The sequence below is a fragment of the Shimazuella sp. NTD247 genome (genome assembly GCF_059510415.1).
The window spans coordinates 554,202-568,674 of record NZ_JCAJZU010000002.1; the positions used below are offsets into that span (position 1 = coordinate 554,202).

A 14,473-nucleotide genomic window follows, 5' to 3' on the forward strand; every position below is an offset into this window, starting at 1 on the left:
TCCGTTTCGAACCCGTCTTTTGCAATAGTTTTTGTTCATCTTTATTTTCTTATTCTAAATTTGTCCTAACGATCATTTACTAATAAAAACAAAAAGGAAAACGTTAGATTCACCTTGTTTAATCATTTGACTTACAGAGAAAGGATTATAGATATGGAACTTTTGTTAAGTCATTTTCTGCTTGGAATCTCATTTGCCGTTCCTATGGGACCAGTTAATTTTGAAGTCGTTCGCAGAGGAATCGGACATGGATTTTTATGTGCATGGTTTGTTTCCCTTGGTGCGCTTACTGCAGATATCGTATATCTGATTGCCATTGATCAGGGTATTTCTGTTTGGATGTCTATTCAATGGATACATATCACATTAAATTGGCTAGGTGCACTATTCTTTATCCAACTAAGCTATTCTAGTATCAAAAGTTCCTTTCAAACCTCCGCTAGCCCCGTGCTGCAAATTGCTTCAATCGATCCTAGCAAATGGAAAGCCTTTTGGAGTGGTTTTTTTATTGCAATGGTAAATCCTATTAGCTTTTTATTTTGGCTAGGTGTGTACGGTTCTCTCTATGTCACACTGGTTCAAAATCATGATTCGAGTATGGTTACGATGTGTATCTTCTTTTTATTTTTAGGTATTGCGGTGTGGAATATCAATGTGGCAACAACAGTACATGTCAGCAGAAATTTTTTGGACCAAAAAGCTATCCGTGTAATTACATTTCTTACCGGACTTATACTATTTGGATTTGGTGTCAAATTTTTATGGAAAGGGATTACATTTTTTCTTTAACTACCAAACTACGGTAGTTTTTTATTTTTTCTCTAAGAAGATACATTCCCCTTGCATTCTAGTAGTTATTTCTTTTTTCGTTAACTCATATTTATACACAATAGAAAGGAGTAAGTGCTATGTTTGATCAAACAAACTTAGAAGAAGATTTTAGCGCCTTTCCTCCATGGTTATTACGTGAATACCAACAGTTTCGTAAGATAGTATTGGATCCAACTTTTCCTTGTTACTTTGGAATAAATGCAGAGAAAAAAGGAGAATTACGTTACGGGTACATCGAACATAATGACTGGAGCAAACTCCCTGAAACATTGTGCCAGTTCCACGCTCTTATGCAGCAAGAACCACTCGTACGCCGCGGTTTATTTGTGTTTGTAGAACCAGAACAACAGGAAAAAACAATCGGTTATTATCGGGAATATTTTTGGAATGTACTGCAATATTTGCATGATAAAGATGAAATAACTTGGCCAGAACATATCCCTAAAAATCCTGAACATCACTTATGGACATATTGTTTTCATGGTGAACCTTATTTTGCCTTTGGCAACTGCCCTGCATACAAACAGCGAAAAACCAGGGACTTGGGCAATTGTTTGATTATCGGGTTTCAGCCGCGTACCATATTTGAAGGGCTGGAAGGAACGAGCGAATCGGGTTCATCCATCCGTTCTAAAATTCGCAAACGAGTAGAAAAATGGGATCAGGTGCCTAAACATCCGAATATATCTCATTATGGAGATCCTGAACATCTTGAATGGAAACAATTCTTTATCAGTGACGATACCCTTCCAATCAGAGGAAAATGTCCATTTCATCCGCAATAAAAAACTTTCTTGACTTATGATCAAGAAAGTTTTTTCTTTTACGATTCAGATCCTACCGTAAACCGTTGTTTAATATGTTTTGGATGTTCGATCTCATCTAATATTGCGACAGCAAAATCTTCATAACTCACATAACTTTTCCCTTTGCTGTTTACCAACAGGTGATCTTCTCCTAATTGATATTTTCCGGTTCGTTGTCCTAAAGCAAAAATAGCCGATGGACTGACAAATGTCCACTTTAAACCATCTGTTTCCTGTAGAAGACGAAAGTTTTCTGCTTGATTTTTAGCAGTTGGTAAAAATGCCAATGGAAATTCAGGTGTATCGATTAATTGCGTTGTTTTTGCCTCATCCACATATAGACTGCCTGCTCCACCTACAACGATCAATCGAGTATGATCATTTCCATGCAATGCTTCGATCAATACATTTCCCGCATCAACATGCAAATGTTCCTGACCTGCTGGTGCACCAAACGCATTAACAACAACATCAAACTGCTGTAGATCAGCAGGCGTAATCGCAAAAATATCTTTTTCTAAAACAGCTACTGCAGATTCCGTTAATTTGGTTTTATCGCGCACAATCGCTGTCACCTCATGACCTCGATCCAATGCTTCCTTCACAATATTTCGCCCTGCTTTTCCTGTCGCTCCGATCACTGCTATTTTCATCATACATCCTCCACTTTTAACTGATATATGTATCGTGTCCTTTGCAAAAAGGATTATCCATCAATAAATATTTGTGGCTGGTCACAAAAGTGACCAGCTTTGGAACTTTAATAGAACAAAAGATCAGTCCTCCAGCGGGTTGATTTCCTTCAACCAATGAGCGATCGTCTTCCAGTCTTCATCATCAAGCCACCAAGGTATTTCATCTGCTACATCACAAACAAAATTCCAAAGCTTTCTTGGAAGCTCTCGAAAATGCTGGCGACGCTTCTTTTTCGGTGTCTGCTGGAGATGCTTCTTAATCTCCTCATTATCAGGAGTTTGGTTGTCTGCCATTCCTTCTCCTTCACAAAGTCCCTGCTTACCATTTTATTTTAATTCTTTTTCTTTGCTTTTGGAGTAAATTTTTTATTGTTTTTCAAATCGAAAATTATATTAAAATGGAGATAATCGATCAAAGGAGTCGCAAGTGCGCACACGTACCATCCAGATCCTCGAGTGGCTGATCCAGAAGCTGTCACCCAGCGTGGATCTTCCCACTCCGCGGAACTTCTACCCCTCTACGACCGATCAGCCTCTCCCCACCGACCGCAGGATACGAGATCTGATGGATCTAGAATACATGGAATGGAAGACTGGAATGCTGGACGGTCAGCTCCGTACGATCAAAGCAACTCTTATGGGAGTGACATTCTGGTATACTTCCTTCCGTGATCTCGGTGATGGGATCTACACGTTTGTATATGACGGCTACGTCGACTACCGAGGGGAACGCTACGCTGTCCGATCCGGAGATCGATTCTACCTCACTTGGGATCGAGAATTCGTCCTTCTCCCACCTGAGGTTGAGAAGCGATTCTCGTCATAAGTGAGAGACCAGTATCCTGATGGATACTGGTCTCCAAATTATGTAAAGAAGTGCAATAAATTTTTTGACAACTCCATACGGCTAAGGCCGTTGGATTCTTGGGACGACAGCCTCATGACTATTTCATTACCAAGCTAACCCCGTGCGCCCCACGGTTTATGTTTGTTGTTTTTTCTTTTCCTCGAGCAAACTTGTTTTTCGTCTGTCGCGACTATACATATATTACCATGAGAATGTTTGTTTGTAAATTTATTTTTTCCAAAGGTTGAACTGCTGAAGGGAAATTCCTTCCTCTCGTTCAACGCTCGCTTTCATCTCACGATTTAAATCGTGGGTTTTCTCGCTCGCAATGCTATAAAGTTGGACACCTGTGTAACCTTCAGGCTACACAGGTGTTAGATGGAAAATTTTTCTTCTACTTTCTCTTGATATCTACCTTCATCGTAATGATATCATGGTATCCAAATTCAAACGTAGCGCGGATTATAAAATTCCCATGAGTAGCTTTGTACTCTACCGGTGGCTTTTTCTCTCCCGGGTGAACTACCAGTTCCTTTGGAATATAAATGGTTCCATAAAATGTTCCATCCATATTTGGCCTATCAACGATGATGCCTTCGCCGTCGTTCAGACGATGGCTTCCCTTGAAATACTGCGGGCCATCCATACCGTCGAGGCGAACAGTAATGTTTTTGCCATATTCTTTGACATACTCAATGATTCCATGGTCTCCCTTTACATCAACTGTTACATTTTTCAACTCTACCTCAGCCACGGATACTCCTTGGAATCTAGGTTTACAACTGGGACTAGTTCCATTGTATGAGAATATGATATTTATCTCAATAGTTATAAAATAAAACGCTTATCTCCCATCTATTTTTGTTATACTATTAACAGTGAGGCGACTCATCGTTTTCAACAGATAGAGGAGAACTGATGCTTGGACGTGGTGATAAGCCCAGGAGCGCCCGAGAAACGATCAAGACTTTGGAGGCTACACTAAAGATTCTTGGCTCCCTTCAACCAGTGCCGCCTGGTACAATGGACGCGTTTGATCTGGTTTCGGACAGGATGGTCAGGCCTTATGAAGAGGCCAAAGCAAAGTGTGAAAAGGTAGAGGAATACCTTCGAGAAGGCATGCTTCGCGAGAAAAACAAGCTTCATATGCGAAAGCCATGCACTAACTTGCTTGGCGACTTTACCAATATGTTGGTCGTCGATGGTACGTATTGGCTTGATCACTTCAAGAAATCACTGAAGTTTTCTCTTGATGAGCTGAAAAATAGGAAAGAAAATTATGACCAGAAAAAGCTGTCTCGTGCAGTCCGAATGTACATGCGATTGCCACATGAATGGAATTGCAGCTGGGATTGTGGATGGAAATGTGAAAAGTAGTTGCAGATAGCTACTAGGGTGAGCAAAACTTTTGTTTTGCTCACCCACCAATTGAAAACCTGTAAATTTACATAAATAAAACCACCTCTATGTAGGTGGTTTTCCCGCGTCTATATAAATATTACTTTTATAATCGGTATCTGGGTGATTTCTCACCCAGATTGTATCCGCTTACCTATTTTTTAGATAAACGAAAACCTAGGCCAGTGTACACTGTAAATCAAAATTTCCTTCGCATTTACACGACGAGCTGATCCATTCCATCGCTTATCCTCAAGAATGGCACTCACACCAGTAAAGTGGTAGGCTGCAACCAGCGGGTTACTAGCCCGATACTGAGGAGGCATTTTACTCCTCGGCACCACTCGCACATAACCCTTACTAATCTTGAGCCTTGGCATTTCGAGTGGGGTAGGCTCCCCATCAATCAGGAATTGATAAATATCAGGACCATATTCTACTTCAATATTACCGAGGGCAACTTTATTTTTATCTGCCTTCGGAGCTGAAGTGATACTGTTGTTTCGTCCCACAATGACAGGCATCGTATCAGACTCAATTACCACGATTGCACTTATAATCTTACGATTCCCGTTCATCCTTCCCTTATCAATGATAAGACGATGAACATTAGGACGATTAGGATCGAGTTCCCACTTTCCTCCGAGAAATTCAATGGTAAGATTTTCGAATGCCCCTGGCTTCTCTGTTGACTTACCTTCCTTAACATGCAGTTTCCCATTTTGGAAGTAAATTGTATTCCCTTCCAGACGTGTCATATACATAGGATCAGCAGCCATGAGAACTCCTTAAGTGAAACCATGTGACTATTCGCCACTAGTCCCAGTATAACTGATTTTTTTTGCAATTTCATCATTTATAGACAAACTAAAAAGAGCTACTCTAATATAAAGAATAACTCTGCTATTTTCTGAATCCGGATGATTGCTCACCCGGATATTGGCTCCTTTACCAGTTCTTCATATCCCCATAAATACCAAAGGGATAAGCATTGGAACCAATAGGATCAACTTTGGTTCGACTCAGCTTCGGAGGAAAGCTAGAGTCCATCGTTCTACCAGTAACACCAGCCTCTTCCACATAAAACCCTTCAAATTTCCGCCATTCTCCACGCTTGATCGTCAAATCAACGAACTCGAAAAATTCAGCTTCCATTCTATCACGTTCTGACTTCAGCCGGGCGGAATGGAATCGAAACCGAACGCCAGACAGCATGATTGTATCTTTCTTATACTGCTTGGTCGGCTTTCCATCTATTCCGCTTAGACAAGGCAGAAGTGCGGATTCTACAACAAGATTCTGGTGATACTTCCCCTTCTCTCCACCAATGTATGCTTCATTGAAACGATGCTTGTTCTTATTGAAAGACCATGTAGCGTTAGTAGGAGCAAAGAGAGTAAGTTCCCTGTGCACCTTCCCCAAAACAGAGCACTCACCAAAGGTAAAGGTGACACGATGTACTTTGTATCCACCAAACATGTGTAGTCACTTTCTGTCGAAACGATGTGACTGTTTGTCACTGCCTTTATTATAACGGATATTACAACTTTGTTATATCCTAGAATAGGAGTATTTTTTGAAATACAAAACAATAAAATAAAAAAAGCCAGCATTCCAAAAACGCTGACCATTAACTCCTCTATCATATATGCCTGCTTACAACAGAAGCAGCATCGAAACGTCTGGATCCGGGTGATTGCTCACCCGGATGTAACTCGAAACAACTCCCTACTTCAAACTCGTGATACTAGGAAGCGGGGAGCCAAAGATCTTAATCTTTGCCCGCTTAAGAGTAGAAGGGAAATCTTCAGCGTATGTCTTTTCACCGTGAACACTTGCTTCATCCACATAGAGCTCATCAGAGTAAGGTGCCCAGGTACCTGATTTAACATCCACATTCACTGTGTGAAAACGAGCACTCTTCTTGCCAGTTTCCAGATTAGCCGAAACATAAGTGAGTCGAACACCAGAGAGAATAACCTTATCTTTTGTATACTTGTTATTTGGCTTTGCGTTCTCTCCATAGATGCATGGCATGTAGAGCGATTCGACGGTTACAGTACGGAAACCATCACCGCCCTTTTTCCCGAACTCAACTTCGTTAAAAGTAAAACGATAGATATTCTTGACCTTTACTACTTCCCACATTCCTGCTGTAGGAACAAAGAGAGTAAGCTCCTTCCGTTCGTATGAAGGCTGTCCATTCACAAGACACTCTCCAAAACGAAACAGCACCTTATCAGAATGAATCTGGTTCATCAGAAAACCTTTCCATCTCAAAAGCGACGCTTGTCATCATTCATTATAACGTATAACTTCCCACTATTTAACCTGACTTACAAAAACTTTCGCGACAATATACTGACCACAAAAATTGCCATCACTGTTACCACGAGGGCAACAGAGGCAAAGACAAGGGCAAAAGTACGCCGGTCTGCGGCATATATTTTGAGCTGCTCATAGGTCTTGTTGTCTAATCTCCGTACATGAAATATTTGATTGCTATTGCCGATCCAAAGCAGGATAAGCGAAATTGCAATGATAACCCAGTAAGGAATACCTTCGATAAAAGGCAGCTTCGGACTGCGAATAAATGCTTGAATAATAAAGAAGATGGTTGCGGCGATTTGTAGAATAACAAAAGTAATATGATAAGAGAACCATGCGTCCTTTAACTTTTCTTTTTCATCGTTTTGTAGTTCTTTCATCTTAGGAAAGATTAGATACAGTGGTTGTGGTCTGCCAAAAACGAAAAAACCTATTGGAGAGATAAGAAAGATAGCAGCCAATGTCAAATAAACCACTAATCCTTTTGCTCCGCTAAAAATAACACTGTATGCGATAATTCCATAGAAAAGAAAGATAATATTGGTATAAATCAATTGTTTTTTTCGTAGTTCCTTGAGCTGTGTGTGTTCCATTGCTAAACACCTTTCTTCACGCTGTCGTTCGATGTATGGATAAGAAAATTTGCTCCACTGCTTGAACTTTGTCCATTTTGCCAGATTTAATTTCCTGATCTGCAGTCACGGTCATCGCTAAACATGCTTTTAGTTGTTTTTCACTAAAAGCATTACAATGCGAAGCTGCTAACTTTACTGGATAAGGATGAGAACCTACCATTTTCGCGATTTCTCCAGCACTTAACCCTTTTGCAGAAAGCACCTTTGTCTGGTATAACAACCGAAATTGCCGAGCCATCAATGCCAGAACGCGAATTGGTTCTTCTTTTTGGGTGAGCAAATCCTCCCAGATTTGCCATACTTCTGTTATTTTCCGTTCTGCCAGTTTTTCTGTTAACTGAAAAACATTACTTTCCAATGTACGTGGAATCAATGCAGCAATTGCTTCTTCTGATACTGTCCCTCTTTCCCCTACAAAAACAGCGAGTTTTTTACACTCTTGATCCAAGAGACGCAAATCGTTTCCAACCACTTGAATAAAATCGATACAATCTTCACGTTTTATTTTTACTTTGTATTTACGAAATCTATCTTCCACCCACTTGAGCAAAGTTTGACCTTTTAACAGATCAAATTTTTTTACCGTTGCCAGTTTTTCCATTTGTTTCACAAGTTTTTTTCGCTTATCCAGCTTATCGTTAGTAACAGTGAATACGACAGCACTACTCTCACTTGGATTCGATAAATAGGTAAGCAGTACATCTACATTATGACTGGGTTCTTTCTTTAGCTTTGCAGTCGTAAAAAATGAGGCATTTTTGGCTATAATTAATCGTTTTCCTCCAAAAAACGAAGGAGTCTCCGCCTCTTGTAATACTTGATCCAATGGAACCTCATCCAAATCCATCAACAGTAAGTTCCATTCTTTTTGATCAGCCGGCACATACGAGCGCAATTGAAAACAAGCTTCTTCCATCAAAAAAGATTCTATTCCATAGTACAGGGAAATAGCAGGCATATTATCTAACACGCAAATGTTCCTCCCCTTTCATCGTCTTTATCTGGTAACCTACTTGGTTTATTTTTACTTGTATTGCCCCTTGTTGATCTGTTCGCCATATATTTATGTTGTGTTTTGCTAAACGAGTGATAACTTCTTGTTTTGGATGGCCATAGCGATTATGTTCCCCAACCGAAATGAAAGCATTTTTCGGTTTTATGGAAGACAGCCATTCTTCTTTGGAAGAAGTATCGCTTCCATGATGGGCAACTTTTAATAAATCTACAGGTGCGAGGTGATAGCGTGCGAGTACTTCCTGTTCGCTGGATGCTTCCATATCTCCAGTGAGAAGCATCGTCGTTCGATATATTGATAGTAACATAACTACTGAGCCATTGTTGATATTTTCCGCAGCAACTCTTCGCAGTGGATGGAGCACTTGAACACGGACTTCTTTGCCCACAAACCACTGATTTGCTGCTGATACGAGACGAATAGGAATATGTTTTTGTTGAATAGTTGCAAATAAATGTGTTTCAAATGAATCCGCTGGTGGAGCACCGTTATGAAGCACTTGTCCAACGGATATACGCTTCACTACCGCTTCCAATCCACGAATATGATCACCGTCACCATGTGTCATCACGATGGTATCAATATGATTGATTCCTCGATAACGTAAATAAGGAACAACTACATCGCGTCCTACTTCAAATACTTTTTTTCTTTTCTGCCATGCCATTTTTGCAGAAGGCAAGCTTCCGCCCCCATCGACAAGCATGACCTCTCCACTCGGTGTTTCAATCAATGTTGCATCTCCTTGACCAACATCAATAATCGTAATCAGTCCAGCATCATGAGGTTTATGGTTTCCATAGATCTGAAAAATCAAGAGGAATAACAAAGCTGGAAAAGTAATGTATCGCAAACGTTTTATTTGCAATATATCCGAATCGATCGTCACGTAAGTAAACCAACAAAGAAAAAAATAACAAGCTATCCATCCCAATGCAGGTGGTGAGATAGCATACGTCACATGTGGAAATCCAGCAATCCATAAAAATAGTCGATCCAAAACCTGAAGAAAAAATGACACTAACTTTGCAATCGTTATCCCCCAATCAATAGATATGTAGCTGATTAACAAGGAAATGCTCGATAGAGGAAGAACCGCCACACTATAAATCGGAACGAAAAAGAGGTTGATGATCCCAGACAACCAAGAATATTGATAAAAGTGGTAGATAATTACTGGAAAAGATACTACCTGAGACACGATCGTAACAGCGAATGCTTGTCGAATACGATGACCAGGGATGGGAATATAATGCGTGATAACTTCTACATATAGCAATAACCCTGCTGTTACCAAAAAACTGAGTTGAAAACCAGCTTCCCATAGTTGGTATGGATTCCATAATAATTGCAGCAAGAGAGCGAATGCTAAAAACGAAATCGCATCCGATGAGCGACGAATAATTACTGCTATCAGCAACATTCCTGCCATAATAACAGAGCGAATCACTGGTGCACTAGCACCTGTTAAAAGAGCATAAAAGGGTAAGAAAATAAGGATAATTGCAGCGACTCTTTCTCTTGTTATTCCACATGAGATGAGCAGCAAATACAACAATCCTACTAAAAGAGATACATGTAATCCAGAGATAGATAAAACATGGATCAAACCGAGTGAAGAGAAAATTTCTTGTGTTACGGGGTCAAGTGCTTGTTGATCACCAAGTATCATCGCCTGTAACAGCCCGGCATCGCTTGCTGCTGGATAAAGCAAAGAAAGACGCAATAGAAGAGATTGACGGAACTGTTCGATTTCGGTGAACAGCGTCTTCTTACATGTTATAAACTTTATTTGGGCTATCGAGGGTACCTGTGTTTCCCAATGAATACCATAATGATGCAAATAAACAGCATAATCAAAAGCTCCTGGATTTTTTGCAGCAGAAGGTTTCTCTAATTGTACTGGTAATCGGACATAACATCCTGTCTTCCAGTTGTGTACCAGTGCTAATTGCTCAGGAGTATCCCCTTTTGTCCGAACCAAAATTTTTTCATATTGAGCTTTTTTTTGTTGATTTTTAGCAGAAATAATCATTTCAAAACGAACGCTATCTCCATCCACAACGGGATTGTCATCTATCTTTCCAACAGCAGAAAAAGATACAGGTTGAGCAAAATATGAAACATTTTTTTCATTTTGAAATTGAAAATAAAACGCACCTGTGAACAAACCGCAAATCAACAAAAGAACAGGTATCCCTTTTTGATACTTCGCAAAAAAGAGAAAACCTGTTATCCAAACGAAGAGACAAAGTGAAAAATAATTATCAAAAGCAGTATTATTTGCTAACCATTCTCCCGCTATCCAACCTAGTACAAAACAAACAAAAGGTCGATACACAGCATCCGCTCCCTACTAGAATAGAGCGAATTTACCATATTTTTCAAATTTAGTCAAACGTACATTCCCTAAACTTTTGGAAGAGTTATACCATGCTGATGTTGATATTTTCCTGCTTTATCTTTGTAAGAAACCTCGCAAGCTTCATCGCTCTCTAAGAAGAGCACTTGGCATAACCCCTCATGTGAATAAATTTTTGCTGGCAGCGGAGTGGTATTGGATATTTCTAAAGTTACATGACCTTCCCATCCAGGTTCAAAAGGTGTTACATTGGTGATAATACCGCATCTGGCATATGTTGATTTGCCGACACATATTGCTAATACATTATCTGGAATACGAAAATATTCGATTGACCTAGCTAATGCAAAAGAATTTGGCGGAATAATGCAAACATCTCCTTTATAATCAATAAAAGAATTTTCGTCGATTTCCTTTGGATCGATAATTGGATTTAATGCATTATGGAAGATTTTATACTCATCCGATACACGCAAATCATAGCCATAACTAGATAAACCAAAACTAACTGATTCCCCTTTGCCTACATTTCGTTCGACAAATGGTTCAATCATTTTTTGTTCCATTGCCATAGTGCGTATCCATCGGTCCGATTTAATGGTCATTTTATGTAACTATCCTTTCAAGTTGGTATAATTTTATTGAAGGAGTGGAAAATAAACTTGGAATAAAGTTAACTCCCAATCTGGTTCACTTCGTATATTCTACTCATTGTAGTGAGCTTTGGCTACTGGTTGACAGTTATGAAACAAACACCAATTATTTCTCTTATGCTAGGATATTACATCGGTTCTTTTCCACTCACCTGGTTTTTACATAAAAGATATATAGAACCTGTGATCAGAAAGAAAATAACAAAATGCTATTCAGAAGCGGAAACATCTTTTTTTGGTCGACTTATAATGAAGCCTATGTTCCATTATATAACCATAAATCCTGCAGCTTTTCCTGTTTGCTATATTTTATGGATAACAGAAAAACAATTACATCTATCAAGTTGAATAAAATGTATAATCATTCATTTTATTCACTTTCATTATGATCATATTTAAAAATTATCGGTATTAATATACAATTTTACGATTAAGCAATTATTCCTTTGCTTTTATGAAACCGTTTCCGGTAGAATAGTGTTGGAGAATGTACTAGATTAATGGAGGAATAAAGATGTCGAAAAACACAGCTATCATTCAACTAACCGATAAATACGGAGCAAAAAACTATCATCCGCTGCCTATTGTACTTGTGGAGGGTGAAGGAGTATGGGTAACAGATGCCGATGGAAATCGTTACATGGACATGCTCAGCGCATATTCTGCCTTAAATCATGGCCATCGTCATCCTCGTCTAATCTCAGCATTAAAAGAACAAGCAGATAAAATTACACTGACCTCTCGGGCTTTTCATAGTGAAACATTGGGTCCTTTTTACGAAAAAGTTGCAGAAGTCACTGGAAAAGAAATGGTTCTGCCGATGAATACTGGAGCCGAAGCAGTTGAAACAGCGATAAAAACGGTAAGACGCTGGGCTTACGATGTGAAAAAAATCGAACCTGATCAAGCCGAGATTATCGTATGTACTGATAATTTTCACGGCAGAACGGTAACAACTATTTCCATGTCGTCCAATCCCGAATACCAACGGGGCTTTGGGCCGCTTACTCCTGGATTTAAAGTAATTCCATATGGAGATTTGGATGCTTTAAAAAATGCTATTACTCCGAATACAGCTGCATTTATTTTAGAACCAATTCAAGGAGAAGCCGGCATTATTATTCCACCAGAAGGATTTTTAAAGGCAGCTTATGATACTTGTAAATCCAATAATGTATTGTTTGTTGCCGATGAAATTCAAACAGGTTTTGGCAGAACAGGGCAATTATTCGCGTGTGATTGGGAAAACGTAAAACCTGATATGTATATAATGGGGAAAGCACTTGGCGGCGGTGTAATGCCAATTTCCGCAGTTGCTGCAGATCAGGAAGTATTAGGAGTCTTTGAACCTGGTTCTCACGGTTCTACCTTTGGGGGAAATCCACTCGCTTGTGCTGTTTCCATCGCAGCATTAGAAGTGCTGGAAGAAGACAATCTGCCAAAACGTTCTCGTGAATTAGGAGACTACTTTATCGCAGAATTACGTAAAATTAACAATCCAGTTATTAAAGAAGTTCGTGGAAAAGGACTTTTTGTCGGTATGGAGCTGCATGAAAAAGCTCGTCCCTACTGTGAAAAACTAATGGAGGAAGGTTTACTCTGTAAAGAAACACATGACAATACCATCCGTTTTGCTCCTCCATTAACCATTACAAAAGAAGAATTGAATCAAGCAATTGATATGGTAAAAAAAATATTAGCTTAACGATGGAAAAACTCCTCATCGAGGAGTTTTTTTGTATAATGAGGAGGTAACTAGTTGCTCCAACGAAGTGAGGAAATATGAAACATAAAGATTTTATCCGGTTTGACTTTCCTAAATTGAACGGATTTGTTCAATCAGCCCAAATTGACTCCGAGGATCGAATACTTTTTCTCGAAATGCTCCAATTGATTAGAGAGACAAGAACCAAGAAGACATCCTACGATGAGACATTTGCCCAGAACCTTTTGAATCAAGCAAAAAGTAGAATGAACCCTCTGATTCAGAGCAGTCAACTTTCCACCGAGCAGCGGGATACCATTTCACTCGCCTGCCTCATAATGACTCACTTTACTCGATTGCTTCGAATTCACAGTCAAGCACTTTCCCTTTCTTTGGAAGCGACAAGTCTATATGAGCAGCTGAAAGCAAAAATGAAATGACACACTTGTTTTCTTTGCGATTTAAGTAACTCAACAAAGACCAACCATTTAAATGGACTGGAGAAAATGAAAACTATTTTCTCCAGTCTGCTAAATCAACTGATGTATAATTTGTCTTTGATTTTCTCTAGTGTACGTTCGCCAATCCCCGAAACCTGTAACAATTCATCTACTGAACGAAACCCGCCATGTTCACCCCGATATTGAATGATCGCCCTTGCTTTTGTTGGACCCAGTCCATCTAGTGTCTCTAATTCATCCAAAGTAGCTGTATTTAAGTTGATCTTATTATCTTCTTCCTTTTGATTATTCTGAATAGGGGATGCCTCTGTTGGAATTTTCTCACCTTTTTTCGGAATATAGATCATCGAACCGTCTGTGATTACTTTTGCTAAGTTTATTCGAGTTATATCTGCTGATTCAGATGCTCCGCCGGCAGCTTCTAGCAACTGATAAAGCCGGACAGGTGCTGTTAATTTATAAATTCCAGGCTTCTTTATTGCGCCCTTCACATCAATGGTAGCAACTTGCGATTCCTTTTTCGTTTCTACTGTTTTCGTCGGTGCTTGCTGTTGATAAGCCGGCAAGGAACTATTCTGCATCGGTAATTCTTCTTGATTCCATAAAAGCGCGCCAATTGCGAAAATGAGAATAGCTACTAACGCGATTGCTAATTTTTTTTCCCTTGGGGACCATGTAAAAGGACTCATATACAAATACCTCCAAATATGACTCCTTTAACAAATTCGCTTCGAATG

General features: G+C 39.5%; 18 protein-coding genes. 6 read left to right on the forward strand and 12 right to left on the reverse strand.

Annotated features, from left to right (window positions below):
• Positions 1 to 153 precede the first annotated feature (153 nt).
• Positions 154 to 789, forward strand: a complete 636-nt coding sequence (locus tag AC5WOC_RS07395) for a LysE family translocator (RefSeq protein ID WP_496054754.1) — start codon at positions 154 to 156, stop codon at positions 787 to 789.
• Positions 790 to 908: 119 nt separating this feature from the next.
• Positions 909 to 1,616, forward strand: coding sequence for a YqcI/YcgG family protein (locus tag AC5WOC_RS07400; RefSeq protein WP_496054755.1), 708 nt, complete (start codon positions 909 to 911; stop codon positions 1,614 to 1,616).
• A gap of 38 nt (positions 1,617 to 1,654) precedes the next feature.
• On the opposite strand, the gene AC5WOC_RS07405 is transcribed toward AC5WOC_RS07400, so the two are convergent.
• Together AC5WOC_RS07405 and AC5WOC_RS07410 are read right to left on the reverse strand one after the other, a co-directional pair.
• Positions 1,655 to 2,290: an NAD(P)-dependent oxidoreductase gene (locus AC5WOC_RS07405; protein WP_496054958.1), complete on the reverse strand. Its 636-nt coding sequence runs from the start codon at positions 2,288 to 2,290 to the stop codon at positions 1,655 to 1,657.
• A 123-nt stretch (positions 2,291 to 2,413) separates the two neighbouring features.
• Entirely contained in the window at positions 2,414 to 2,626 is a 213-nt protein-coding gene (locus tag AC5WOC_RS07410; protein ID WP_496054756.1) for a hypothetical protein, read from the reverse strand.
• 271 nt (positions 2,627 to 2,897) lie between these two features.
• Here AC5WOC_RS07410 and AC5WOC_RS07415 point away from each other — a divergent pair, with 271 nt between their 5' ends.
• A complete protein-coding gene (locus AC5WOC_RS07415; RefSeq protein WP_496054757.1) occupies positions 2,898 to 3,158 on the forward strand; it encodes a hypothetical protein in 261 nt (86 codons plus the stop codon).
• 415 nt (positions 3,159 to 3,573) lie between these two features.
• On the opposite strand, the gene AC5WOC_RS07420 is transcribed toward AC5WOC_RS07415, so the two are convergent.
• Positions 3,574 to 3,933, reverse strand: a complete 360-nt coding sequence (locus tag AC5WOC_RS07420) for a hypothetical protein (RefSeq protein WP_496054758.1) — start codon at positions 3,931 to 3,933, stop codon at positions 3,574 to 3,576.
• Between the two features lie 164 nt (positions 3,934 to 4,097).
• Between AC5WOC_RS07420 and AC5WOC_RS07425 the strand changes: the two genes are divergently transcribed.
• A complete protein-coding gene (locus tag AC5WOC_RS07425; protein ID WP_496054759.1) occupies positions 4,098 to 4,556 on the forward strand; it encodes a hypothetical protein in 459 nt (152 codons plus the stop codon).
• Between the two features lie 182 nt (positions 4,557 to 4,738).
• Here AC5WOC_RS07425 and AC5WOC_RS07430 read toward each other — a convergent pair whose 3' ends face one another.
• From AC5WOC_RS07430 to dcd, 8 genes are all read right to left on the reverse strand, one after another.
• Positions 4,739 to 5,356, reverse strand: a complete 618-nt coding sequence (locus AC5WOC_RS07430; RefSeq protein ID WP_496054760.1) for a hypothetical protein — start codon at positions 5,354 to 5,356, stop codon at positions 4,739 to 4,741.
• Between the two features lie 27 nt (positions 5,357 to 5,383).
• Positions 5,384 to 5,509: a hypothetical protein gene (locus AC5WOC_RS07435; protein ID WP_496054761.1), complete on the reverse strand. Its 126-nt coding sequence runs from the start codon at positions 5,507 to 5,509 to the stop codon at positions 5,384 to 5,386.
• Between the two features lie 16 nt (positions 5,510 to 5,525).
• Complete coding sequence (locus tag AC5WOC_RS07440; RefSeq protein WP_496054762.1) at positions 5,526 to 6,056, reverse strand: hypothetical protein; 531 nt, start codon at positions 6,054 to 6,056, stop codon at positions 5,526 to 5,528.
• A gap of 249 nt (positions 6,057 to 6,305) precedes the next feature.
• Complete coding sequence (locus AC5WOC_RS07445) at positions 6,306 to 6,836, reverse strand: hypothetical protein (RefSeq protein WP_496054763.1); 531 nt, start codon at positions 6,834 to 6,836, stop codon at positions 6,306 to 6,308.
• 77 nt (positions 6,837 to 6,913) lie between these two features.
• Positions 6,914 to 7,498: a hypothetical protein gene (locus tag AC5WOC_RS07450; RefSeq protein WP_496054764.1), complete on the reverse strand. Its 585-nt coding sequence runs from the start codon at positions 7,496 to 7,498 to the stop codon at positions 6,914 to 6,916.
• A 16-nt stretch (positions 7,499 to 7,514) separates the two neighbouring features.
• The gene (gene holA, locus AC5WOC_RS07455) at positions 7,515 to 8,510 is read right to left on the reverse strand and encodes a DNA polymerase III subunit delta (RefSeq protein WP_496054765.1); all 996 of its coding nucleotides are present in this window, start codon (positions 8,508 to 8,510) and stop codon (positions 7,515 to 7,517) included.
• On the reverse strand, positions 8,500 to 10,896 hold the full coding sequence (locus AC5WOC_RS07460; RefSeq protein ID WP_496054766.1) for a DNA internalization-related competence protein ComEC/Rec2: 2,397 nt from the start codon (positions 10,894 to 10,896) through the stop codon (positions 8,500 to 8,502). Before AC5WOC_RS07460 ends, holA begins: the two co-directional genes overlap by 11 nt.
• A gap of 68 nt (positions 10,897 to 10,964) precedes the next feature.
• Positions 10,965 to 11,522, reverse strand: coding sequence for a dCTP deaminase (gene dcd, locus AC5WOC_RS07465; RefSeq protein ID WP_496054767.1), 558 nt, complete (start codon positions 11,520 to 11,522; stop codon positions 10,965 to 10,967).
• Positions 11,523 to 12,084: 562 nt separating this feature from the next.
• Here dcd and AC5WOC_RS07470 point away from each other — a divergent pair.
• Together AC5WOC_RS07470 and AC5WOC_RS07475 are read left to right on the forward strand one after the other, a co-directional pair.
• A complete protein-coding gene (locus AC5WOC_RS07470; protein WP_496054768.1) occupies positions 12,085 to 13,275 on the forward strand; it encodes an ornithine--oxo-acid transaminase in 1,191 nt (396 codons plus the stop codon).
• Between the two features lie 77 nt (positions 13,276 to 13,352).
• The gene (locus AC5WOC_RS07475; RefSeq protein ID WP_496054769.1) at positions 13,353 to 13,715 is read left to right on the forward strand and encodes a hypothetical protein; all 363 of its coding nucleotides are present in this window, start codon (positions 13,353 to 13,355) and stop codon (positions 13,713 to 13,715) included.
• Positions 13,716 to 13,810: 95 nt separating this feature from the next.
• On the opposite strand, the gene AC5WOC_RS07480 is transcribed toward AC5WOC_RS07475, so the two are convergent.
• Positions 13,811 to 14,425, reverse strand: coding sequence for a ComEA family DNA-binding protein (locus tag AC5WOC_RS07480; protein ID WP_496054770.1), 615 nt, complete (start codon positions 14,423 to 14,425; stop codon positions 13,811 to 13,813).
• Positions 14,426 to 14,473: the final 48 nt, after the last annotated feature.

Bases quoted from the DNA above. Each gene is read 5' to 3' on its own strand.
- AC5WOC_RS07395 (WP_496054754.1), top strand. From the start codon at position 154: ATGGAACTTTTGTTAAGTCATTTTCTGCTTGGAATCTCATTTGCCGTT.
- AC5WOC_RS07400 (WP_496054755.1), top strand. From the start codon at position 909: ATGTTTGATCAAACAAACTTAGAAGAAGATTTTAGCGCCTTTCCTCCA.
- AC5WOC_RS07405 (WP_496054958.1), bottom strand. From the start codon at position 2,290: ATGAAAATAGCAGTGATCGGAGCGACAGGAAAAGCAGGGCGAAATATT.
- AC5WOC_RS07410 (WP_496054756.1), bottom strand. From the start codon at position 2,626: ATGGCAGACAACCAAACTCCTGATAATGAGGAGATTAAGAAGCATCTC.
- AC5WOC_RS07415 (WP_496054757.1), top strand. From the start codon at position 2,898: ATGGATCTAGAATACATGGAATGGAAGACTGGAATGCTGGACGGTCAG.
- AC5WOC_RS07425 (WP_496054759.1), top strand. From the start codon at position 4,098: ATGCTTGGACGTGGTGATAAGCCCAGGAGCGCCCGAGAAACGATCAAG.
- AC5WOC_RS07430 (WP_496054760.1), bottom strand. From the start codon at position 5,356: ATGGCTGCTGATCCTATGTATATGACACGTCTGGAAGGGAATACAATT.
- AC5WOC_RS07440 (WP_496054762.1), bottom strand. From the start codon at position 6,056: ATGTTTGGTGGATACAAAGTACATCGTGTCACCTTTACCTTTGGTGAG.
- AC5WOC_RS07445 (WP_496054763.1), bottom strand. From the start codon at position 6,836: ATGAACCAGATTCATTCTGATAAGGTGCTGTTTCGTTTTGGAGAGTGT.
- AC5WOC_RS07450 (WP_496054764.1), bottom strand. From the start codon at position 7,498: ATGGAACACACACAGCTCAAGGAACTACGAAAAAAACAATTGATTTAT.
- dcd (WP_496054767.1), bottom strand. From the start codon at position 11,522: ATGACCATTAAATCGGACCGATGGATACGCACTATGGCAATGGAACAA.
- AC5WOC_RS07470 (WP_496054768.1), top strand. From the start codon at position 12,085: ATGTCGAAAAACACAGCTATCATTCAACTAACCGATAAATACGGAGCA.
- AC5WOC_RS07475 (WP_496054769.1), top strand. From the start codon at position 13,353: ATGAAACATAAAGATTTTATCCGGTTTGACTTTCCTAAATTGAACGGA.
- AC5WOC_RS07480 (WP_496054770.1), bottom strand. From the start codon at position 14,425: ATGAGTCCTTTTACATGGTCCCCAAGGGAAAAAAAATTAGCAATCGCG.